This is a genomic window from Hydrogenophaga sp. ANAO-22 (assembly GCF_042466645.1).
Classification (GTDB): domain Bacteria; phylum Pseudomonadota; class Gammaproteobacteria; order Burkholderiales; family Burkholderiaceae_C; genus Hydrogenophaga.
Genome location: NZ_CP159956.1, coordinates 4650072 through 4671746 on the forward strand (window position 1 = coordinate 4650072; position 21675 = coordinate 4671746).

A 21675-nucleotide genomic window follows, 5' to 3' on the forward strand; every position below is an offset into this window, starting at 1 on the left:
GGGTCAGGTCTCCTGGGCGCGCGCGGCCGGCACATGGCCGGTGGTCACGTCGGCGCGCAGCACGCCGGCGCGGCCGTCCTGGTAGCGCACGGGGATTTCGATGGTGGTGCCGGGCCGCTCGCCGTACATCGCGTCGATCAGCGCGCCGTAGCGCTGCTCGATGAAGTCGCGCTTGAGCTTGCGGGTGCGCGTGAGCTCGCCCTCGTCGGCGTCCAGCTCCTTGGGCAGGTTCACGAAGTGCTTCAGGCGCGCGGCCTCGGGCAGCGTGCGGTTCACGCTGGCGATCTCCTTGGCCACCTGCGCCAGCACCTCGGGGCGCTGCGACAGGTCGGTGAAGGTGGTGAACGACACGCCGTTGCGCTCGGCCCAGCGGCCGAACACCTCGCCGTCGATGTTCACCAGCGCGGTCACGTGCGAGCGCGTGGGGTCGCCTACCACCATCACCTCGCGGATGTAGGGCGAGAAGCGCAGCCGCACCTCGATGAACTGCTTGGAGAACAGGTGGCCTCCCTGCAGCCGGTTCATGTGCTCCACGCGGTCGTAGTAGATGAGCTCGTTGCCGCTGGGGCCCTGGCCCACCGCGTCGCCGGTCTGGAACCAGCCTTCGTTCATCTTCTCGGCGCTCTTCTCGGGCTTGCCCCAGTAGCCCGAGAAGCCCGCGCCGCCGCGCACTTCGAGCCCGCCACCGTCGGTCACGCGCCATTCCATCGGCACGCCCCAGGCGCTGGCCATGGCCACGGTCTCGCCGATGGTCTCTGCGTTGACGCGCTCGCCCTGGTGCACCGTGATCAGGCCGAACTCGCTGCAGCCGTACACGTTGCGCAGCATCACGCCCATGGCGGCGAACAGGCGGAAGATGTCGGGCGCCACCGCCGCGCCGCCGGTGAAGGCGATGCGCGCGCGTTTCAGGCCCAGCTGCTCGCGCAGCGGGCGCAGCACCAGCGCGTCGGCCAGCGGCAGCTGGGCGCGCACCCACCAGGAGCGCGCGCGGGTGTCCATCTGGTCCGCGCGCGCCAGCTTGCCGATGCGCAGGCCCCAGTCCACCACCTTCTGGCGCCAGGGCGCGGCGTCGAGCATGCGGGCATGCACGCGCGCGGCCAGGCTTTCCCACTGGCGCGGGCCGAAGAACACCATCTCGCAGGCCAGCTCGCGGATCGCTTCCTGGATCTGGTCCGGCCGCTCGGCGAAGTTCACGCGCAGCGGGCGCATCAGGCCCATGGTCACGCCCACCCACTGCTCGGTGGCCCACGAGAGCGGAATGTACGACAGGTACTCGCCGCCCTCGGGCACCTGCATGGTCTGGCCGATCAGCTCGGCGTTGTGCATCAGCGAGGCGTGTGTGGTGATCACGCCCTTGGGCGCGCCGGTGGTGCCCGAGGTGTAGGACAGCACGGCGATGTCGCTCGCCTGGCCCTGGGCCACCGCCTGCTCGAACCAGGCCGCGTCCTCGGCCGGCGCGCGGAACGCGTCCCAGCCCAGCAGGCCTTCGTGCCGGTACGACCACAGGCCGCCCGACTCCCACCACACCACGGTGTGCAGGCCGCCGTGGCGCGCCATCACGGGCAGCACCTTGTCCACCTGCTCCTGGTCTTCGGCGAACACGCAGACCGCCTGCGCGTCGGCCACGATGTAGTCGACCTCGGCTTCCGCCGCGTCGGGGTAGAGCGCCACCACCTTGGCGCCCACCGCCATCGCGGCCCATTCGGCCCAGTAGAGTTCGGGCCGGTTCTCGCTCAGCAGCACCACGGTCTGGCCGCGCTGAACACCACGGGCGCGCAGGCCCAGGGCGAGGGCGCGCACTTCGTCGCGCACGTCGGTCCAGGTGAATTCGTGCCACACGCCGTCGCGCTTGTGGCGCTGCGCCACCTCGCCGCCGCGCGTGGCCGCGTTGTGCAGCAGCCATTGCGGCAGGGTCTGCGGGGTCTTGTTCAGGGTCGCGCTCATGCGTGGGCTCCCCCCAGGTAGGCAGAGATCACGTTCTCGTCCTTCTGCACGGCGGCGGGCGAGGCGTCGGCGATCTTGCGGCCGAAGTTCAGCACGATCACGCGGTCGGCGATGTCCATCACCACACCCATGTCGTGCTCCACCAGCACCACCGGGATCTGCCGCGATTCGCGGATGTCCAGAATGAAACGCGCCAGGTCTTCCTTCTCTTCGCTGTTCATGCCGGCCATGGGCTCGTCCAGCAGCAGCATGCGCGGCTCCATGGCCAGCGCGCGGCCCAGGTCCACGCGCTTGCGCATGCCGTAGCCCAGCGTGCCCACCGTGTGGTGGCGCAGGTGTTCGAGTTCCAGAAAGCCCAGGATCTCCTCGGCCACGGCGCGGTGCGCCACCTCTTCGCGGTGCGCGAAGGGGTAGTAGAGGAAGGCCGTGGTCAGCGTGCTCTTCATGTGCATGTAGCGGCCGACCAGGATGTTGTCGAGCACGCTCATGTGCGGCAGCAGGTGCGTGCCCTGGAAGGTGCGCGCCAGGCCGGCCTGGGCCACGCGGTGCACCGGCCAGCGGCCGATGTCCTGGCCTTCGAACCGCACGATGCCGGTGCTCGGGCGGTAGAAGCCCGAGAGCACGTTGAGCAGCGAGCTCTTGCCCGCGCCGTTGGGGCCGATGAGGGCCACCAGCTCCTGGTGGCCGATGTCCACCGAAATCTCGGACAGCGCGGTGACGCCGCCGAATTTCAGCGTGAGGTCGCGCGCCTCCAGCATGGCGGCGTGGGAACGCCGGGCTTCAGTCATGGGTAGGGACCTCTTGCAAGGGGGTGAAGCGGGGCGCGGCGCCGGTGCGGCGTTCGCCCGACGGCGTCGGCGCGTACAGGCCGCGCACCACGTTGTGCGGGTGGCGGGCGGCCTCGTCCAGCGTGAGCACCGGGGCGAAGCAGGCGTCCGTGCCTTCGAGCAGATCGCACCAGTGCTGGCGCGGCTGCGTGAGGAAGAGGGCGCGCAGGCGCGCTTTCAAGGCCGGCCAGGCCGTGGTGTCGAACTGGGCGGCCGGGTCCACGTCGGTGAGGCCGAGCTTCTTCACCAGCAGCGCGTAGAACTGCGGCTCGATCGCGCCCAGCGTGACGAAGCCGCCGTCCGCGCAGCGGTAGACGTCGTAGAACGGCGAGTCGTGGAACACGCTGGGCCGGTCGTTGCCTTGGCCACCCAGGCCGCCGGTGCCGGCGATCCATTGCGCCAGGCCGCCGAGCATGGCGACCACGTCCACGATGGCGGCGTCCACCACGCAGCCCTGGCCGCTCTGGCGCGCCTGCAGCACACCGCTGACGATGCCCAGCGCCAGGCCGAGCGCGCCACCGGCATCGCCCAGCACCGTGGGCGGCGACACGGGCAGCTGGCCGTGCACCGCCGACAGCGAAAGCATGCCGCTGAGCGCCACGTAGTTGATGTCGTGCCCGGCCGCCTGCGCCAGCGGGCCCTGCTGGCCCCAGCCCGTCATGCGGCCGTAGACCAGTTTCGGGTTCACCGCCGCGCAGGCGGCAGGGCCGAGGCCCAGGCGCTCCATCACGCCCGGGCGGTTGCCTTCGATCAGCGCGTCCGCGCTGGCCACCAGGCCCAGGGCCTGGGTCACGTCGTCGGGGTGCTTGAGGTTGAGTTCGACCACGGTCTTGCCTTCGCGCAGCGGCGGTTGCCCGCCGCCCGAGAGCTTGTCGACCACGGAGGAGGTGCCCGGCCGCGCGATCACGGTGACGCGCGCGCCCAGGTCCGCCAGCACCCGGCCGCACAGCGGGCCGGGGCCGATGCCTTCGAACTCGATCACGTGGAGGTGGTTCAGCGGTTGCATCAGCCGAGCACCTTGCGCGCGATCAGGTCTTTCATGATCTCGTTGGCGCCGCCGTAGATGCGCTGCACGCGCGAATCGGCGTAGAGCCGGGCGATCGGGTACTCGGCCATGTAGCCGTAGCCGCCGAAGAGCTGCAGGCATTCGTCCGTCACCTTGCCCTGCTGCTCCGAGCACCACCACTTGGCCATGTAGGCGGCCTCGTTGTCCAGCGTGCCGTCCAGCTGGCGCTGGATGCAGTCGTTCACGAAGGTGCGCACCACGTGCGCCATGGTGGCGCACTCGGCCAGCTTGAAGCGGGTGTTCTGGAAGTCGGCCAGCGCCTGGCCGAAGGCCTTGCGCTGCTTGGTGTAGTCCACCGTGAGCTCCACCGCGCGCTCGATCACCGCCGCCGCGTTCACCGCGAGCAGCAGGCGCTCGTAGGTGAGCTGGCTCATGAGCTGCTTGAAGCCTTCGCCTTCCTGGCCGCCGAGCAGCTGCGAAGCCGGCACGCGCACGCCGTCGAAGGACAGCTCGGCGGTGTCCGAGGCGTGCTGGCCCAGCTTCTCCAGTCGCCGGCCCACGCTGAAGCCGGGCAGGTTCTCGGTTTCCATCACCAGCAGCGAGACGCCCTTGGCACCGGCCTCGCCCGTGCGCACCACCACCACCAGCAGGTTGGCGGTGAAGCCGTTGGTGATGAAGGTCTTGGCGCCGTCCACCACGTAGTGGTCGCCCTCGAGCCGGGCCTTGGTGCGGATGGCCTTCAGGTCCGAGCCCGCGCCGGGTTCGGTCATGGCGATGCCGGCCAGCATCTCGCCGCTGACGAGCCTGGGCAGCCAGCGCTGCTTCTGTGCTTCGGTGCCGTAGTCCAGGATGTAGTGCGAAGCGATGGAGTGCACGCCGGTGTTGGCCGGGATCTCCTGCTTGGAGAGCTCGTCCTGCACCACCAGCTGGTAGGCGATGCTCGCGCCCGGGCCGCCATAGGCCTCGGGCATCTCGGGCAACAGGAAGCCCAGCTCGCCCAGGGCGCGCCAGGACTCGCGGGGAATGAAACCCTGGCGGCGCCAGGCATCGAGCTTGGGTGCGAGTTTGTCCGCCACGCAGCGGCGGACCTGCTCGCGAAAGGCCTCGATGTCGGCATCCATCCAGGGATGCTGGTGCAGGCGCGGCAGCATGCTCACATGCCCGTGAGGCCGCCGGAGCAGATCAGCGTCTGGCCGCTGACGTAGTCCGACTCGGGGATGCAGAACAGGTACACCGAGCCCGCGGCTTCTTCCGGTGTGCCGCCCCGGCCCAGGGGAATGGTCTGCTCCATCATCGACAGCAGGCCGGGGTTCACGCCCACCTTGATGTCGCGCCCGTCGATGTTCGTGGTGGCGCCGTCGGCGGTGCTGCCGGTCAGCCGCGTCTTGATGAGGCCGAAGGCCACGCAGTTCACCGTCACGTTCATGCGACCCCATTCCTTGGCCAGCGCCTGCGTGAGGCCCATGATGCCGGCCTTGGCCGCCGAGTAGTTGGACTGGCCCACGTTGCCGAAGACCCCGGCCATGGACGAGATGTTCACCACCTTGCGCATGTTGCGCACGCCGCTGTCCATCTCGGATTTCGACAGTGCGCGGATCACCGGCTGCGCCGCGCGCAGGATGCGGAAGGGCGCGGTGAGGTGGCAGTCCATGATGGCGTACCACTGCTCGTCGGTCATCTTCTGGATCACGTTGTCCCAGGTGTAGCCGGCGTTGTTGACGATGATGTCCAGGCCCTTGAAGTTCTCCACGGCGGTGCCGATGAAGCGCTCCGAAAAATCGGGCGCCGTCACGCTGCCCACGCAGGCCACGGCCTCGCCGCCCAGGGCCTTGATGGCCTCCACGGTCTCCTGCGCCGGATCGGCGTCGAGGTCGTTGATCACCAGGCGCGCGCCGTCCTGGGCGAGCTTGAGGGCGATTTCACGGCCGATGCCGCGCCCCGAGCCCGTGATCAGGGCCACCTTGCCGTCGAGTTTCTTGCTCATGCTGTGTCTTTCCTCTTGTGTGTGTCGGTGTGCGTTCAGGCCAGTGCCACGATGGCCTCGCCGACGATCTTGTTCTGGCCGTATTGATTCGAAGAGCTCACGGCCACGCGCGCGCAGGCCTCGCCGTCGAGGTCCATCAGCTCCACCACCTCGCCGCTGCAGGTGATGGCGTTGCCCAGGTGGGTGATGCCGGCGAAGCGCGCGTCGTACTGGCGCAGGCGCGACTGCGGCGCCCATTGCGTGATGAGCCGGCCCACCCAGGCCATGCCCAGCATGCCCTGCGCGAACACGTCGGGCATGCCCGAGCGGCGCGCGAAGTCCAGGTCGATGTGGATGGGGTTGTGGTCGCCCGAGGCGCCGCCGAACAGCGCGAGCGTGGCGCGGTCCACCGGGGGGAGTTGCAGGGCGGGCAGGCGGTCGCCGACCTTGATCGATGCGGTCATGGTGTTCTCTTCCCTTTCAGTGGCGGACCACGAGCACGGTGCGCAGCTCGGCGACGAGTTCCTCGCGCTGGTTGGTCACCTTGGAGTCCTTGACGGCGAATTCCAGCTTGCCGCCCTTCTTGTCGTAGATGTCGGTGATGGTCGATTGCACGGTCACCGTGTCGCCCGCGCACACCGGCCGGAGGTAGCGGAACGACTGCTCGCCGTGCAGCAGCTTGGCCAGCGGAATGTCCAGGTCGGCCAGCAGCTGGTCGTTGGCACCGCTGTCCAGCTCGGCCGCGAACAGGAAGGTGGGGGGGGCCGGCACGTCGGCGTAGCCGGCGGCCTTCGCGGCGGCCGGGTCCACGTAGACCGGGTTCTTCTCGCCAATCGCCTTGGCGAAGAACTGCAGGCGCGTGCGGTCCACCGTGAGCACCGAAGGCTTGAGCTGATAGCCGATGAATTTCCTGTCGATCATGCGGCCACCTTTTCGTACATCGTCACCACGCAGGCGCCACCCAGGCCCAGGTTGTGCTGCAGCGCGATGCGCGCGCCGTCCACCTGGCGCTTCTCGGCCTGGCCGCGCAGCTGCTGCACGAGCTCGGTGCATTGCGCCAGACCGGTCGCGCCCAGCGGGTGGCCCTTGGAGAGCAGGCCGCCCGAAGGGTTGGTGACGACCTGGCCGCCGTAGGTGTTGTCGCCGTCTTCCACGAACTTCTGCGCGCCGCCGCGTTCGCACAGGCCCAGGGCTTCATAGCTCAGCAGCTCGTTGTGCGCGAAGCAGTCGTGCAGTTCCACCACCTGCACGTCGCGCGGGCCCAGGCCCGCTTCGGCGTACACCTGCTCGGCGCAGGCCCTGGCCATGCTGAAGCCGACCACTTCGCGCATGTCCTTCGCGCCGAAAGTGGCGGGGCCGTCCGTCGTCATGGCCTGAGCGCGGATGCGCACGGCCGTGTTCAGGCCATGCTTCTTCGCGAAGGCCCCCGAGCACACGATGGCCGCCGCCGAACCGCAGGTGGGCGGGCAGGCCATCAGGCGCGTCATCACACCCGGCCACATCACCGGCGCGTTCATCACCTCTTCTTCCGTCACCACGGTGCGGAACAGCGCGAGCGGGTTGTTCGACGCGTGGCGGCTCGCCTTGGCGCGGATCTTGGCGAAGGTGTTCAGCGGCGTCCCGAACTCCTGCATGTGGGCCAGGCCCGCGCCGCCGAAGTAGCGCAGCGCCAGCGGAATCTCGCCATGGCCCACCAGTTCTTCCGTGGCGTCGTCGAAACGCTCGAAGGCGCTCGCGCGGTCCTTGAACACCGAGCCGAGGGCGCCTGGGTTCATCTGCTCGAAGCCCAGCGCCAGCACGCAGTCGGCCGCGCCGCTCATCACCGCCTGGCGCGCGAGAAAGAGCGCGGTGGAACCGGTGGAGCAGTTGTTGTTCACGTTCACGACGGGAATGCCCGTCATGCCCACCTCGTACAGCGCGCGCTGGCCGGCGGTGGAGTCGCCGTACACATAGCCCACATAGGCCTGCTGCACCTTGGCGTAGTCCAGGCCCGCGTCGCGCAGCGCCGCGTTCACCGCCTTGGCCGCCATCTGCGGATAGGGCTCGCTCGCCCCGGGTTTGGTGAACGGCACCATGCCGACCCCCACGACATACACGTCTTGCTTCATGAACGGTCCTTTGTGCGGCGGGGCGGCGGCCCCGAAAAATTGGTTGGAAGACGGGGCGGATGCTAGGCTTCGCCCCATTTCCTAGCGATAGCCGAACACCCTGAAACCATGGCAAAAGACCTCAAACAGCGAAAACCTCGGGAAAACCCGGGGGCCTTCATTGCCCCTGTTTTCGTGTTCGGCATGCTCTCCGGGCCGGAAAGCCGGGGCATGAACATGGATGGCTATCTACGTCAAGTCGGGGTGGACCCGCATGCCCTGCGCCAACCCGGCCACCAGGGCGTCACGCCCATGCAGTACGTCGCGCTTTTTTATGCGCTGCTCAACGACATGAAGGACGAATGCATGGGCCTGTTCTCACGCCCGTTCAAGCCTGGCAGCTTCGCGCTGACGGCGCGCGAAGGCCTGTCCGCGCACGACCTGCGGCGCGCGCTCAAGCGCATGAGCGCGGCGCTCAACCTGCTGCAGGACGACATCTTTTTCTCGCTGCAGGTCAACGGCGACGAAGCCAGCCTGCACATGCAGACCATCGCCCCCGGCCACCCCACGCCCGTGTTCGCGCAGGAGACCATGGTGCGCGTGCTCTGGCGCCTGGCCGCCTGGCTGCTGAACGCGCCGCTGCCCATCACGCACTTCGACTTCAGCTACCCCGAGCCCGACGGCCAGGAAGGCTACAACCTCGTGTTCCCCGCGCCCCGGCGCTACGGGCAGGCGGCTTTCGGTTTCTGGTTCAAGGCCAAGGAACTGGACACCCCGGTGAGCCGCGACGAGCCGGCCCTGCGCGTGTTCCTCACCGACGCGTACACGCAGGTCATCTCGCCGCCGCGCGACTTCGGCGCCGTGGCGCAGCGGGTGCGCAACCACCTCATGCGCAGCTACCCGCAGTGGCCCTCGCTGGAGGCCGTGGCCGAGCACCTGCACACCTCGCCGTCGAGCCTGCAGCGGCACCTCTCGGCCGAACACACCTCGCTGCAATGGCTCAAGGACGACCTGCGGCGCGACCTCGCGATCTCGCGCCTGTCGTCATCGCGCGTGTCGCTGGTGCAGCTGGCGAGCGAGCTGGGTTTCAGCGACAGCCCGACCTTTCAGCGCGCGTTCAAGAAGTGGACGGGGAAACACTGCGGGGCGTATCGGCGGCGCTGAACGCCGAAGCTATACTTCTTTCGTCGTACAAAAGTGCGATCAGGATTGGCGTCCTGCTGACAGCTTGCGTTTTGAGATGGCTGCAATGTTTCGGCGTTGCGGCCATCATCTTCTTCGTCTGTGCTTTCCTGTTTATGGTGGCCCGGATGGGGAGACGCAAGTCTCGCCGATGGTGCAAGCTGTCTCGGTACGCCAACCTGTTCGGGCCACCGCCACCTCAAAAGGGTGGTGGTGGAACTCATCGCAACAGGAAGGCCCATGAAGCAAGCACCGTTCTTTTTCCCCCGACCGCTCCGACTCGCGTTGCTGATCGACGCCGAGAACATGAGCTGGACATGCTGCGAACCCGTGATGAAGCTGGCGGCCGAACGCGGTAACGTCCTCATCCGCCGCGCGTACGCCGACTGGACCAACCCGCACGTTGCTTCCTGGCGCAAGGTGCTGGAGGCCAACGTGATACGCCCCGTCCAGCAGTTTCACTACCGCCACGGCAAGAACGCCAGCGACTCGGCCTTGATCATGGACATGATGGAAATGCTGCACGCCCCGCAACGCAAGGTGGACGGCTTCTGCATCGTGTCATCGGACAGCGACTACACGGGCGTGGTCACCCGCGCCCGTGAAGCCGATGTGCCGGTCTATGGCTTTGGCCGGCAAGATGCCGCGAAGAGTTTTGTGGCGGCTTGCAATGCGTTTGCGTTTCTGGATTCTGCGTACTCGTGAGTCCAGCTGCAGCGTTCGTGGCAGCTTTCAGTTCATTGGTGTTGTTGAAGAGGGCGACGGTGTCGCCATGGTTTGGATCGCATCCTGCTCCCTCAGGCTGGAGGGCTCAGACGCTGTCTTTCGGGCAGTTTGGTGTTAGTATCCAATTAGATACATTTCAATGTTCGCGGTCCTTCAAGTACAGGCGTTCCAGGAGTGGCTCGACAACCTCAAAGACATCAAGGCCCGGATCCGCATCGCGGCGAGGTTGCGGCTGGCGGAAGCCGGCAACCTCGGCGACTGGAAGCCGGTCGGCGAAGAGGTTTCAGAGATGCGGGTGGATGTCGGTCCAGGCTATCGCTTGTACTTCACGCGCCGTCAGAACATTCTCATCGTCATGCTCGCTGGTGGAGACAAGTCAACCCAGAGCCGAGATATCAAGCGAGCACAGAGGCTGCTCAAACAACTGGAGCTGGAGCCATGAACACATCCAAGACCAAGGCACAAGCCAAGCTGCTCCCTTTCGACGCCGCTCGTTACCTCACGGACGATGCGGCGATTGCCGAGTACATGACGGCCGTTCTCGAAATGGACGACCCCGATCTTCTGCTGCTGGCGCTCGGGGACATTGCGCGCGCCAAAGGCATGGCACAGGTGGCCAAGGACGCGGGGCTGGGCAGAGAGAGCCTCTACAAGGCGCTCGCACCGGGCGCCAAGCCACGGTTCGACACGGTGCTGAAGGTGGCGCGTGCCTTGGGGGTCAGGCTCTCGGCGCATCCCGCATAGGCGACACTCTTTCTCAAAGATCGGTGCGCAAACGCCAGATCTCCGGGAACAACACCACGTCGAGCATCTTGCGCAGGTAGCTCACGCCGCCCGTGCCGCCGGTGCCGCGCTTGAAACCGATCACGCGTTCCACCGTGGTCACGTGCCGGAAGCGCCAGAGGCGGAAGGCGTCTTCCAGGTCGGTGAGCTTTTCGCCGAGCTGGTACAGGTCCCAGTGGTCCTTGGGGTTGCGGTACACCTGCAGCCAGGCCTGTTCGACGGCGTCGCTGGCTTCGTAGGGCTGGGTCCAGTCGCGCTGCGTGTGGCTGGCGGGCACGGCCAGGCCGCGCCGGGCGAGCAGGCGCAGGGCTTCGTCGTAGAGCGACGGGGCTTCGTAGGCGGCCTGCACGACGGCCATGCGCTCGGGGCTGTGGGCGTGCGGCTTGAGCATGGCCGCGTTCTTGTTGCCCATGGCGAATTCGATGCAGCGGTACTGGTGGCTCTGGAAGCCGCTGGACTGCGCGAGGTAGGGCCGCAGCGCGCTGTATTCGGGCGGGGTCATGGTGGCGAGCACGTCCCAGGCGTGCACCAGCTGTTCCATGATCTTCGAGGTGCGCGCGAGCATCTTGAAGGCGGGTTGCAGTTCGTCTTTCGCGATGCTGTGAATGGCGGCGCGCAGCTCATGCAGCATGAGCTTCATCCAGAGTTCGCTGGTCTGGTGCTGCACGATGAAGAGCATTTCGTCGTGCGCGGGCGAGAGCGGTTTCTGCGCGTTGAGGATGGCGTCGAGCTGCAGGTAGTCGCCGTAGCTCATGTCGCGGCTGAAGTCGAGTTGCGCGCCTTCCTCGCGCACGATGTCTTCGGGCTTCGAGGCCGGATCGGTGTGGTGCGGGCACATGCTCAGGTCACCGCGTGTTTGGTGTTGAATTCGGCGCGCCGCCACTCGCCGGTCTCCAGCACCTGGCGCAGCTGGTCGGCGGCGTTCCACACGTCCTCGAAGCCGATGTAGAGCGGCGTGAAGCCGAAGCGCAGGATGTCCTTGTGGCGCTGGCCGTCGCCCGCGCGGAAGTCGCCCACCACGCCGCGCGCGATGAGGGCCTGCACGATGGCGTAGGCGCCTTCGTCCTTCGTGAGGCAGACCTGCGAGCCGCGCTCGGTCGGGTCCAGCGGCGTGGCCAGGCCGATGCCGTGGCCGTGGCCCTGGCAGCGTTCGTCCACGAGTTCGATGAAGAGGTCGGTGAGCGCGAGCGACTTGGTGCGCAGCGCGGCCATGCCGCCGTGGGCTTCGGCGGCGAGCAGGGTGTCCACGCCGCACTCGAGCGCGGCCAGGCTGATCATGGGCTGGGTGCCGCACTGGTAGCGCGTGATGCCGGGCGCGGGCCGGTAGTCGGGCGTGAATTCGAAAGGCGTGGCGTGGCCCCACCAGCCGGCCAGGGGCTGCCAGAAGCGGTCGGCGTGGCGTGGGTTGACCCACACGAAGGCCGGCGCGCCCGGGCCGCCGTTGAGGTACTTGTAGCCGCAACCCACGGCGTAGTCGGCGCCCGCGCCGGTGAGGTCCACCGGCACGGCACCCGCGCTGTGCGCGAGGTCCCACAGCATGAGCGCGCCGGTGGCGTGGGCGGCGGCGGTGATGGCGGGCATGTCGTGCATGGCGCCGGTGCGGTAGTTCACGTGGGTGAGCATGAGCACGGCGACCTCGGGTGTGAGGGCGGCGGGGATTTCTTCGGGCTCCACCAGCATCAGTTCGAAGCCGTGCTGCTGGCACAGGGCTTCGGCGATGTAGAGGTCGGTCGGGAAGTTGCTGCGCTCGCTCACGATGCGCCGGCGCTTGGGGTGGTCGACGCTGGCGAGGTCCATCGCGGCCGAAAGCACTTTGAAGAGGTTGACCGAGGTGCTGTCGGTGGCGACCACGGTGCCGGGCTCGGCGCCGATGAGGCGCGCGATCTTGTCGCCCACCTTCTTGGGCTGGGCGAACCAGCCGTGCTTGTTCCAGCTCTGGATGAGGTCGGTGCCCCATTCCTGCGTCACCACCTCGGCCACGCGCGCGGGAGCGCTGCGCGGCATCACGCCGAGCGAGTTGCCGTCGAGGTAGATGGTGCCCTCGGGAATGAAGAAGAGGTCGCGCAGGGCGCGCAGCGGGTCTTGCGCGTCGAGCGCGCGGCAGTCGGCGAGGGTGGGGGCGTTGTTCATGGCAGTTGGCGCAGCACGGCGCGCACGGGGCTGGCGTCGGCGGTGGTGAGTTTGAGGGGCAGGGCGATGAGTTCGTAGTCGCCTTCGGGCACGTCGTCGAGCAGCAGGTTTTCCAGCACGCGCAGGCCGCGCCGGCGGATGGTCTGGTGGCTGTCGAGCGTCTTGCTGGCGGCGGGGTCGATGCTGGCGCTGTCGATGCCGATGAGCAGCACGCCGAGGTCGGCGAGTTGTTCCACGGTGTCGGGCGCGAAGGCGGGCAGGGCGTCGTCGAAGCGGTCCTGCGGCTGGTGTTCGTACACGCGCACGAGCACGCGCTGGGGAAGGTCGGTGAGCGCGTGCGCGATGTGTTCGGGCCTGACCAGCGGGCCGCAGCCGATGGCGTGGATCACGCGACAGGGGCCGAGGAAGGCGTCGAGCGGCACATGGCCGATGGCGGCGCCGTCGGCGTCGTAGTGCAGCGGCGCGTCGGCATGCGCGCCCACGTGGGGCGAGAGCGTGATGGCGCTGACGTTGACCGGGCAGCCCGGGCCGATGGTGGCGGCCCACTGCTGGGTGTAGGCGGTGTCACCCGGAAAAACCGGGGCGCCGGCGTGCACCGGCGGAGAGATGTCCCAGAGCTGTTTCATGGTGCATGGAAGGTAGCACCCTGAAAAATTCCGTGGTGTCGGTTATTGCCAACAGACCCGGAAAATAGTTGAGGCTTGAATCAAATAAGCGCCGGCAGGCCGTGGCGCTGGCGGGCGCGCGCGCAGGCGTCGCTGCCTTCCTCGAACTCGCGGCAGGGCGAAGGCCGCCATTCGTAGATGCCGCAGACCGCCTTCTGGCCCACCTTGCCGGTGAGGGCGGCGCAGCGGGGCGGCGAATGGTCGGTGCCGCGCAGGCGGGCGGTGTGCTCGGTGACCTCGACCGCCAGCCCGCCGGGCACGGAGCCGCCCATCTCGTCCAGCTCGTGAACCGAAAAATCGACCCGGAAACAGGCGCAGCAGGCGCCGCAGCTGGTGCAGGTGCTCATGCGACTCTGGGCGCGAGCGCCGGCGCGCGGTAGACCAGCACCTTGAGCGCTCGCTCGGGCGAGGCGTCGGCAAAGGCCTCGGGGTTGGGCAGGCGCTGTTCGAACACCAGCTCGGGCGCGGCTTCCTGCATCTGCTGCCGCAGGAAGGCGGTGTCGAGCTCGGGCGCGTTGAGGCAGAGCAGCACCTGGCCGCCGGGCAGCAGCAGGTCGGGCAGGCGGCGCATCAGGCGCTGGTAGTCCTTGGTGGCGACGAAGCTGCCCTTCTGGAAGCTCGGTGGGTCGACGATGACCAGGCCGTAGGGGCCGCTGCGGGTGATCTTGCCCCAGGTCTTGAAGATGTCGTGCGCGAGGAAGCTGGCGCCGCCCGCGAGGCCGTTGAGCGGGTGGTTCTGCTGGCCGATGGCCATGGCGCCGCCGCTCATGTCCACGTTGATCACCTGTTTCGCGCCGCCCTGCAGCGCCACCACCGAGAAGGCGCAGGTGTAGGCGAACAGGTTCAGCACCTTTTGTTTGTCGGCATGCTCGTGCACCCATTGGCGGCCTTCGGCCATGTCCAGGAACAGGCCGTGGTTCTGGCCCTTGAGCACGTGCACCAGGAAGCGCGCGCCGCGCTCGCTCACCACGTGGGGTTCGGGCACGGCGCCGGCCATCAGGCGGGTTTCGGTCTGGCTGTCGTGCCGGCACTGGAAGACCCAGTTCAGCGGTTCGCCGGGCGCCACCTGGGTCCAACGTTCGGCCAGCGCGGTGTGCAGCACGGCCAGCGTGGCCTCGTCCACGGGTTGGAAGCTGGTCAGCACCCAGACCGGGGGGAAGGCGTCCAGCGCCCACTGCTCGCAGCCCGGGTGCAGGCCGCCGCGGCCGTGGAAGACCCGCCGCGCCTCGGCGGCGGGTTCGAGGCGCGCGATGGCGTCGAGCAGGGCTTGCATGGTGAGTGGTCAGCCGGCCAGGGCAACTGCCCGGGCCACTCGTTGCAGCAGACGGCGGCGGATGAAGCCGCTGACCGGGCGGATGAGGTACCAATACGGCGTGAAGCGCCGCAGGCTCACCGCGTCGGGACAATGCACACGCGTGCTGGTGCTCAGCAAGGTGCCCGTGCCGACCGGGGTGGCACCGAAGTGCAGGGCGAGCCGCGGCACATCCTGCAGCGCGTGGAAGGCCTGGGCGTCGGCCACGGGTGTCAGCCCGTAGTCGGCCCGCCAGAACTGCCCCGCGAGCCCGAACACAAGTTCCTCGTGGCCTCGACGCTCCAGCAGCGTGAAATCGTCCAGCCCGAATGGGCGGGCCGGGAGGCGCCCCTGGCCGCCCATTCGCTGCCAGAGCCGTGCCGGAGCCTCGCGCAGCGCGATCAGGCGGCTCACCAGCGGATCGGGCTCGCGCAGCACCGCTTCGATGCAGGCCATGACCTGATGCGGCGCCGCCGGCATCTGCAGCGTGTGCCGTTCGCTGAACTGGTGCGCCGGCAGGAACTGCTCCAGCAGCCTCTCGGCGGGCCGCGGACCCATCAGGCGAGCCGGCCGAGCAGCAGGTACTCCATCAGGGCCTTCTGGACGTGCATGCGGTTCTCGGCCTCGTCCCAGACGACGGACTGCGGGCCGTCGATCACCTCGGCGCTGACCTCCTCGCCCCGGTGCGCGGGCAGGCAGTGCATGAAGAGGGCATCGGGCTGGGCGGTGCGCATCATGGCCTCGTCCACGCACCAGCGCTTGAAGGCGGCGCGGCGCACTTCGTTTTCGGCCTCGAAGCCCATGCTGGTCCACACATCGGTGGTGACGAGGTGGGCGCCCGCGCAGGCTTCGAGCGGGTCCTTGAAGACCTTGTAGCAGTCCGGGTTGCGGATGCCGGCGAGCACCGGGTCGACCTCGTAGCCGCTGGGGGTGCTCACGTGCACCGTGAAGCCCAGCAATTCGGCGGCCTGCAGCCAGGTGTTGGCCATGTTGTTGCCGTCGCCGACCCAGGCCACGACCTTGCCCTGGATGGAGCCACGCCGTTCGATGAAAGTGAAGATGTCGGCCAGGATCTGGCAGGGGTGGAACTCGTTGGTCAGGCCGTTGATGACCGGCACGCGCGAGTGCGCCGCGAAGGCTTCGATCTTGCTCTGCTCGAAGGTGCGGATCATCACGATGTCGACCATGCGGCTGATCACGCGCGCGCTGTCTTCGATGGGCTCGGCGCGGCCGAGCTGGCTGTCACCCGTGGTCAGGTGCACCACCGAGCCGCCCATCTGGTACATGCCGGCCTCGAAGCTCACGCGGGTGCGCGTGCTGGCCTTCTCGAAGATCATGGCCAGCGTGCGGTCGGGGTCCGCGAAGGGCTGGTACTTCTCGACCGCCTTGAACTTGCGCTTGATGAAGGCCGCGCGCTCGAACAGGTAGGCGTAGGTGGCGGCGTCGAGGTCCTTGAACTGCAGGTAGTGCGGGATCGTCATGGCGGGGGCGGCGCTCATTCGGCCAGGAAGGCGTGGATCAGCGGCAGCAGGATGGCGGCCACCTCGTCGGCCTCGGCCGTGGTCATGATCAGCGGGGGCACCATGCGGATCACGCTGTCGGCCGTGACCGAGAGCAGCAGGCCGGCGTCGGCGGCGCGCTGGGTGATCACGCCGCAGGGCTTGGTGAGCTCGATGCCGATCATCAGGCCCTGGCCGCGGATCTCCTTCACGCCGGCCTTGCCGATCAGGTCCTTTTCCAGCACGGTGCGCAGGTGTTGGCCCACGCGGGCGGCGTTCTCCAGCAGGCCTTCCTCTTCCATGATGCGGATGGTCTCGACCCCGGCGCGCATGGCCAGCGGGTTGCCGCCGAAGGTGGTGCCGTGGTTGCCGGGCTGGAAGATGTTGGCGGCCTTGGGTCCGGCCACGACCGCGCCGATCGGCACGCCCGAGCCCAGGCCCTTGGCCAGCGGCATCACGTCGGGCACGATGCCGGCCCACTGGTGGGCGAACCACTTGCCGGTGCGGCCCATGCCGCACTGCACTTCGTCGATCATCAGCAGCCAGTCGTTGGCGTCGCACAGGGCGCGCACGTCCTTCAGGTACTGCGAGCGCATCGGGTTCACGCCGCCTTCGCCCTGGATGGTCTCGAAGAACACGGCGACCACGTTGGGGTTGCCGGCGGTGGCCTTCTTCAGCGACTCGATGTCGTTGAGCGGCACGCGGATGAAGCCTTCGACCAGCGGGCCGAAGCCGGCCTGCACCTTGGGGTTGCCGGTGGCCGAGAGGGTGGCGATGGAACGGCCGTGGAAGGCTTTCTCGTAGACCACGATCTCGGGGCGCTCGATGCCCTTGTCGTGGCCGTACTTGCGCGCCAGCTTGAGCGCGGCCTCGTTGGCTTCCAGGCCGGTGCTGCAGAAGAACACATTGGTCATGCCCGAGCGCTCCACCAGCATCTGCGCGAGCCGTTCCTGGTCGGGCACGTGGTAGTAGTTGCTGGAGTGGATCAGCTTGGCGATCTGGTCCTGCAGAGCGGGCACCAGTTTGGGGTGGCCGTGGCCCAGGGTGTTGACGGCGATGCCGCCCAGCGCGTCCAGGTACTCCTTGCCGTCGGTGTCCCACAGGCGCACGCCTCGGCCGTGTGACATCGCGATCGGCAGGCGGCCGTAGGTGTTCATCACGTGGGGCGAGGCGACGGGCTTGAGGGCGGCGTTCATGCAGGGACTCCGGTGGGAAGGGCCAAAAAGAAAGCGGCTCAACGAAGGTTGAGCCGTTGAAGCGCGATTTTAGGGGCAGCGGGCGGGCATCATCATTGCTTGTTGGGCATCGCTGAAATGCGCCCGGTGTACGCTAGCGGGTCCGGGTTACCCCTCATTCCAAGTCTTATATAAGATAGAATACCTGCCTCCTGCCCCGGCGAGCGATCCTCGGTCCGGCGGCGGCATTCTTCCAGTCGAGCCCTCCATCCGAAGGCCTCTCCCCCGATGGTTTCACCGACAGCCAAACAAGTTTTCATCCAGGGTGTCACGAAGGACGGCCGCACGTTCCGACCCAGTGACTGGGCCGAGCGCCTGGCCGGGGTGATGAGTTCGTTCCGCCCCGGGGGCGCCACCCCCGGCAGCCACCTGAGCTACTCCCCCTGGTGCGTGCCCAACAACATCAACGGCATCAAGTGCGTGGTGGTGCATGCGGACCTGCGCGAGGCCGAGCCCATGGCCTGGGACTTCTGCATGAACTTCGCGCGCGACAACGGCCTGCAGGTGGTCGAGGCCTGCCTCCTCCCCGATCCCCCGTCCAAGACCTGATCCCCCCGCTTTTGGCGCGGGCAACAAAAAAGCCGTCTTGCGACGGCTTTTTTGCTTTTGCTGGCAGCGCACCCGTTTCAAACGGCAGGCCTTGGGGGCCTGGGCTGGTGGTCTGGCGGGGCCAGACCGGGACGGGTTCAGGCAGCGGCTGCTGCGAGACCCTTGACTTTGGCCGACAGGCGGCTCTTGTCGCGCGCGGCCTTGTTCTTGTGGAAGATGCCCTTGTCGGCGACGATGTCGACGACTTTCTGCATCTTGGCGAACAGTTCGGTCGCCTTGGCTTTGTCACCGGTCAGAACGGCTTTTTCAACGTTCTTGACGGCGGTGCGGTATTTGGAGCGCAGCGAGGTGTTGGCTGCATTGATCTTGACGTCCTGGCGCACGCGTTTGCGGCCAGACGCCAGACGGGGGTTCTTTTTCTTCGGCTTGGTTGCCATGGTGAGTTCCTTCGGTGTTTGGGGATGATGCCAGCAAAGCCCGCGATTTTAGCACGGCCGGCCGGGCTGGCAAGGGTGGCCGGCCGGGCGGGGGAGGGGGCGATCCCGGTCGTTACACTCGCCGCGTGACCCTTTTCAAGTCCGCCTCCCTCGTTTCGCTGCTCACGCTGGCGTCCCGCATCACCGGCCTGGTGCGCGAACTGCTGATGGCGGCGACCTTCGGCGCCAGCGCGCTGACCGACGCCTTCAACGTCGCCTTCCGCATTCCCAACCTGCTGCGCCGGCTGTTCGCCGAGGGCGCGTTCAGCCAGGCTTTCGTGCCGGTGCTGGCCGGCGTGCGGGAAAAAGAGGGCGACGACGCCACCCGGGTGCTGGTGAACCAGATCGCCACCGTGCTGGCCTGGGCGCTCACCGCCACCTGCGTGCTGGGCGTGGTGGGCGCGCCGGTGCTGGTCTGGGCCATGGCCAGCGGCCTGGACGACCCCGGCTTCGACGCCGCCGTGTTCATGACGCGCTGGATGTTCCCCTACATCGCCTTCATGTCCTTCGTGGCGCTGTCGGCCGGGATTCTGAACACCTGGAAACGTTTCGCGGTGCCGGCGGCCACGCCGGTGCTGCTCAACGTGGCCATGATCGCCGCCGCCGGCTGGGGCGCGCCCTGGTTCGCTTCGCTGGGCATCGAGCCCATCTACGCCATGGCCGGGGGCGTGCTGCTGGGCGGCACCCTGCAGCTGGGCGCGCAGATCCCGGCGTTGCGCCGGCTGGGCCTGCTGCCGCGCGTGAGCCTGCGCTGGTCGGCGCTGAAAACCGCCTGGCACCACCCCGGCACCCGCCGGGTGACCACCCTCATGCTGCCGGCGCTGCTGGGCGTGAGCGTGGCGCAGATCTCCCTGCTGATCAACACCCAGATCGCCTCGCACCTGGGCGCCGGCAGCGTGAGCTGGCTGACCTACGCCGACCGCCTGATGGAATTCCCCACCGCCATGCTGGGCGTGGCGCTGGGCGTGGTGCTGCTGCCGCAGCTGGCGGCGGCCAAGGCGTCCGACGACGCGGACCGCTACAGCGGCCTGCTCGACTGGGGCCTGCGCCTGGTGGTGCTGCTGGCCGTGCCCTGCGCGGTGGCGCTGCTCACCTTCGCCCACCCCCTGGTGGCCGTGCTGTACCACTACGGGGCGTTCACCGACGCCGACGTGCAGCGCACCGCCACCGCCCTGATGGGCTACGGCGCGGGCCTGATCGGGCTGGTCGCGATCAAGGTGCTGGCGCCGGGCTTCTACGCGCGGCAGGACATCCGCACGCCGGTGAAGATCGCCATCGGCGTGCTGGTGCTCACCCAGGTGCTCAACGTCCTGCTGGTGCCCCGGCTGGCCCACGCCGGGCTGGCGCTGGCGATCGGTATCGGCGCCATGGTCAATGCCCTGTTCCTGCTGGTGGGGCTGATCCGCCGGGGCGCTTACAAACCGTCACCGGGCTGGGCCCGCTTCGGCATGCAGGTGCTGGCGGCCAGCGCCTTGCTGGCGGTGTTCCTGATGTGGGTGGCGGCGCGCTTCAACTGGCTGGGCTTCGAAGGCCAGGCCCTGCAGCGCGTGGGCCTGCTCACGCTGTGCGTGCTGGGCGGGATGTTGGTCTATTTCCTCACGCTGCTGCTGGCGGGGTTGAACCTGAGGCAGTTCGTCAGAAAATGACGTAATCTGCGGAAACCGGATTCCCCACCATGCCGACCGCGTACGAATACCCCGCGCCGACCCCCCTGGGCTACTTTGCCGCCCTGGTGGGCGACGACGAGGCTTTGCCCCTGTTCGAGGCGGCCACGGCCGTGGCCCAGGACGAATACCCCGACCTCGACGTGCAGCAGGTGCTGGGCGACGTGGACCAGATGCTGGCCCGGGTGCGCCGGCGCTGCGCCGCCGACGCCGGGCCGCTGCAGCGGCTGCGCACGCTCAACCAGTTCTTCTTCCGCGACATGGGGTTCGGCGGCAACGTCAACAACTACTACGACCCCGACAACAGCTTTCTCAACGCCGTGCTGCGCACGCGCCGGGGCATTCCCATCACGCTGGCCGTGCTCTGGCTGGAGCTGGCCCAGGGCCTGGGCCTGAAGGCGCGTGGCGTCAACTTTCCCGGCCATTTCATGGTCAAGGTCAACCTGCCCAATGGCCAGGTGGTGATCGACCCCTTCACCGGCCAGTCGCTCAGCCGCGAAGACCTCTCGGAACGGCTGGAGCCCTACAAGCGGCGCAATGGCCTGGTGGACGACTTCGACGTGCCGGTGGGCCTGTACCTGCAGGCCGCCACGCCGCGCGAGATCCTGGCGCGCCTGCTGCGCAACCTCAAGGAAATCCACCGCACGCAGGAAGACTGGCTGCGCCTGATCGCCGTGCTGGACCGCCTGCTTATCCTGTTGCCCGACGCCTGGATCGAGTACCGCGACCGGGGCCTGGCCTGGGCCGAGATGGGCGACGTGCGCCTGGCCGTGGGCGACCTGGAAACCTACGTGGAACACGCCGACGACACGCTGGACCGCGACGCCATCGCCCAGCGCCTGCAGGAACTGCGCCGCGCGCTCAACTGAGCCGCCGCCCGCCCGCGGGGGCGGGGATGTGTCGCCATGTAATTCCGTTTGACGCGAGCGGGCCGCGCAGGGACCATGCGCGCCAACACCGCCGATCCGGCGACAAGAAAAACGACGGTATGAAACAACTGATGCTGGTGGGCGCCACCGGTCTGGTGGGCAGCCATGTGCTGCGACAGGCCCTGGCCGACCCCGCCGTGGAGCGCTTGGTCGCGCCGACCCGCAAGCCGCTGGCCCCACACCCCAAACTGCTCAACCCCGTGGTGGACTTCGATCGCCTGCCCGAAGACGCCGATTGGTGGCGGGTGGATGCGGTGATCTGCACCCTGGGCACCACCATCCGCGCGGCGGGCTCGCAGGCCGCTTTCTACAAGGTGGACCACGACCACCCGCTGGAGGTGGCCTACCTCGCGCGCCGCCATGGCGCGCGGGCCTTCGCCCTGAACTCCGCGCTGGGGGCCGATGCGCGTTCGCGCGTGTTCTATTCGCGCACCAAGGGCGAGGTCGAGCGCGACCTGCAGGCCGTGGGCTACCCCTCGCTCACGCTGGTGCGCCCGGGCCTGATCGGCGGGCAGCGGCAGGAGAGCCGGCCCCTGGAGCGGCTGGCGGTGCTGGTCTCGCGCGGCGTGCAGCCCCTGCTGCCCCGGCGCTACCGGGTGGTGCCGGCCGAGCGCATCGCGCACCACCTGCTGCAGGCCGCGCTGGCGGCGTCGCCGGGCGTGCACGTGCTGCCGTCCGAAGCGCTGATCTGAGCGGCAGCCGCGGCGCGGCTGCTTTTT

General features: G+C 68.2%; 25 protein-coding genes. 8 read left to right on the forward strand and 17 right to left on the reverse strand.

The genetic code is table 11. From position 1 onward, the window contains the following. Positions 1-3: 3 nt before the first annotated feature. The 8 genes from ABSY19_RS22450 to ABSY19_RS22485 are packed head-to-tail and all read right to left on the reverse strand — an operon-like array spanning position 4 to position 7848. Positions 4-1944: an AMP-dependent synthetase/ligase gene (locus tag ABSY19_RS22450; RefSeq protein WP_382156079.1), complete on the reverse strand. Its 1941-nt coding sequence runs from the start codon at positions 1942-1944 to the stop codon at positions 4-6. Then, positions 1941-2732 carry an ABC transporter ATP-binding protein gene (locus ABSY19_RS22455; RefSeq protein ID WP_382156081.1) on the reverse strand — a complete coding sequence of 264 codons (792 nt, stop codon included), beginning with the start codon at positions 2730-2732 and terminating at the stop codon, positions 1941-1943. The genes ABSY19_RS22450 and ABSY19_RS22455 overlap by 4 nt, the downstream gene beginning before the upstream one ends. Further along, entirely contained in the window at positions 2725-3777 is a 1053-nt protein-coding gene (locus ABSY19_RS22460) for a CaiB/BaiF CoA transferase family protein (RefSeq protein WP_382156083.1), read from the reverse strand. The genes ABSY19_RS22455 and ABSY19_RS22460 overlap by 8 nt, the downstream gene beginning before the upstream one ends. Then, the gene (locus tag ABSY19_RS22465) at positions 3777-4928 is read right to left on the reverse strand and encodes an acyl-CoA dehydrogenase family protein (RefSeq protein ID WP_382156085.1); all 1152 of its coding nucleotides are present in this window, start codon (positions 4926-4928) and stop codon (positions 3777-3779) included. Before ABSY19_RS22465 ends, ABSY19_RS22460 begins: the two co-directional genes overlap by 1 nt. Before the next feature lie 2 nt (positions 4929-4930). Next, entirely contained in the window at positions 4931-5761 is an 831-nt protein-coding gene (locus tag ABSY19_RS22470; RefSeq protein ID WP_382156087.1) for an SDR family NAD(P)-dependent oxidoreductase, read from the reverse strand. 35 nt (positions 5762-5796) lie between these two features. Next, positions 5797-6204 carry a MaoC family dehydratase gene (locus ABSY19_RS22475; protein WP_382156089.1) on the reverse strand — a complete coding sequence of 136 codons (408 nt, stop codon included), beginning with the start codon at positions 6202-6204 and terminating at the stop codon, positions 5797-5799. A 16-nt stretch (positions 6205-6220) separates the two neighbouring features. Beyond that, complete coding sequence (locus ABSY19_RS22480) at positions 6221-6661, reverse strand: MaoC family dehydratase N-terminal domain-containing protein (protein ID WP_382156091.1); 441 nt, start codon at positions 6659-6661, stop codon at positions 6221-6223. Then, positions 6658-7848, reverse strand: coding sequence for a lipid-transfer protein (locus tag ABSY19_RS22485; RefSeq protein ID WP_382156093.1), 1191 nt, complete (start codon positions 7846-7848; stop codon positions 6658-6660). Before ABSY19_RS22485 ends, ABSY19_RS22480 begins: the two co-directional genes overlap by 4 nt. A gap of 210 nt (positions 7849-8058) precedes the next feature. Between ABSY19_RS22485 and ABSY19_RS22490 the strand changes: the two genes are divergently transcribed. From ABSY19_RS22490 to ABSY19_RS22505, 4 genes are all read left to right on the forward strand, one after another. After that, positions 8059-8991 (forward strand): AraC family transcriptional regulator ligand-binding domain-containing protein, encoded by a 933-nt coding sequence (locus ABSY19_RS22490; RefSeq protein WP_382156095.1) that lies wholly within the window; start codon positions 8059-8061, stop codon positions 8989-8991. A 258-nt stretch (positions 8992-9249) separates the two neighbouring features. After that, positions 9250-9714, forward strand: coding sequence for an NYN domain-containing protein (locus ABSY19_RS22495; protein ID WP_382156097.1), 465 nt, complete (start codon positions 9250-9252; stop codon positions 9712-9714). Positions 9715-9874: 160 nt separating this feature from the next. After that, complete coding sequence (locus ABSY19_RS22500) at positions 9875-10177, forward strand: type II toxin-antitoxin system RelE/ParE family toxin (protein WP_382156099.1); 303 nt, start codon at positions 9875-9877, stop codon at positions 10175-10177. Beyond that, positions 10174-10479 carry an addiction module antidote protein gene (locus ABSY19_RS22505; protein ID WP_382156101.1) on the forward strand — a complete coding sequence of 102 codons (306 nt, stop codon included), beginning with the start codon at positions 10174-10176 and terminating at the stop codon, positions 10477-10479. The genes ABSY19_RS22500 and ABSY19_RS22505 overlap by 4 nt, the downstream gene beginning before the upstream one ends. Before the next feature lie 13 nt (positions 10480-10492). Here ABSY19_RS22505 and kynA read toward each other — a convergent pair whose 3' ends face one another. From kynA to ABSY19_RS22545, 8 genes are all read right to left on the reverse strand, one after another. Beyond that, a complete protein-coding gene (kynA, locus tag ABSY19_RS22510; RefSeq protein WP_382156103.1) occupies positions 10493-11356 on the reverse strand; it encodes a tryptophan 2,3-dioxygenase in 864 nt (287 codons plus the stop codon). Between the two features lie 2 nt (positions 11357-11358). After that, entirely contained in the window at positions 11359-12648 is a 1290-nt protein-coding gene (gene kynU, locus ABSY19_RS22515) for a kynureninase (RefSeq protein ID WP_382156105.1), read from the reverse strand. Further along, positions 12645-13274 (reverse strand): arylformamidase, encoded by a 630-nt coding sequence (gene kynB, locus ABSY19_RS22520; protein ID WP_382156107.1) that lies wholly within the window; start codon positions 13272-13274, stop codon positions 12645-12647. Before kynB ends, kynU begins: the two co-directional genes overlap by 4 nt. Before the next feature lie 80 nt (positions 13275-13354). Then, positions 13355-13660, reverse strand: coding sequence for a YkgJ family cysteine cluster protein (locus ABSY19_RS22525; RefSeq protein WP_382156109.1), 306 nt, complete (start codon positions 13658-13660; stop codon positions 13355-13357). Then, a complete protein-coding gene (locus ABSY19_RS22530) occupies positions 13657-14586 on the reverse strand; it encodes a class I SAM-dependent methyltransferase (RefSeq protein WP_382156111.1) in 930 nt (309 codons plus the stop codon). Before ABSY19_RS22530 ends, ABSY19_RS22525 begins: the two co-directional genes overlap by 4 nt. Before the next feature lie 9 nt (positions 14587-14595). Then, the gene (locus ABSY19_RS22535; RefSeq protein ID WP_382156113.1) at positions 14596-15162 is read right to left on the reverse strand and encodes a hypothetical protein; all 567 of its coding nucleotides are present in this window, start codon (positions 15160-15162) and stop codon (positions 14596-14598) included. Beyond that, positions 15162-16085 (reverse strand): ornithine carbamoyltransferase, encoded by a 924-nt coding sequence (gene argF / locus ABSY19_RS22540; protein WP_382156115.1) that lies wholly within the window; start codon positions 16083-16085, stop codon positions 15162-15164. The genes ABSY19_RS22535 and argF overlap by 1 nt, the downstream gene beginning before the upstream one ends. A 14-nt stretch (positions 16086-16099) precedes the next feature. After that, positions 16100-17299 carry an aspartate aminotransferase family protein gene (locus ABSY19_RS22545; RefSeq protein WP_382156117.1) on the reverse strand — a complete coding sequence of 400 codons (1200 nt, stop codon included), beginning with the start codon at positions 17297-17299 and terminating at the stop codon, positions 16100-16102. A gap of 267 nt (positions 17300-17566) precedes the next feature. On the opposite strand from ABSY19_RS22545, the gene ABSY19_RS22550 reads away from it, so the two are divergent. Beyond that, entirely contained in the window at positions 17567-17887 is a 321-nt protein-coding gene (locus ABSY19_RS22550; protein WP_382156119.1) for a DUF3579 domain-containing protein, read from the forward strand. Positions 17888-18024: 137 nt separating this feature from the next. On the opposite strand, the gene rpsT is transcribed toward ABSY19_RS22550, so the two are convergent. Beyond that, entirely contained in the window at positions 18025-18324 is a 300-nt protein-coding gene (gene rpsT / locus ABSY19_RS22555) for a 30S ribosomal protein S20 (RefSeq protein ID WP_291120948.1), read from the reverse strand. Positions 18325-18449: 125 nt separating this feature from the next. On the opposite strand from rpsT, the gene murJ reads away from it, so the two are divergent. The 3 genes from murJ to ABSY19_RS22570 all read left to right on the forward strand — a co-directional run bounded on the left by murJ (position 18450) and on the right by ABSY19_RS22570 (position 21648). Further along, positions 18450-20009 (forward strand): murein biosynthesis integral membrane protein MurJ, encoded by a 1560-nt coding sequence (gene murJ / locus ABSY19_RS22560; protein WP_382156121.1) that lies wholly within the window; start codon positions 18450-18452, stop codon positions 20007-20009. 29 nt (positions 20010-20038) lie between these two features. After that, the gene (locus ABSY19_RS22565) at positions 20039-20896 is read left to right on the forward strand and encodes a SirB1 family protein (RefSeq protein ID WP_291120952.1); all 858 of its coding nucleotides are present in this window, start codon (positions 20039-20041) and stop codon (positions 20894-20896) included. Positions 20897-21015: 119 nt separating this feature from the next. Next, positions 21016-21648, forward strand: coding sequence for an NAD-dependent epimerase/dehydratase family protein (locus ABSY19_RS22570; RefSeq protein WP_382156123.1), 633 nt, complete (start codon positions 21016-21018; stop codon positions 21646-21648). The last annotated feature ends 27 nt before the right edge of the window (positions 21649-21675 follow it).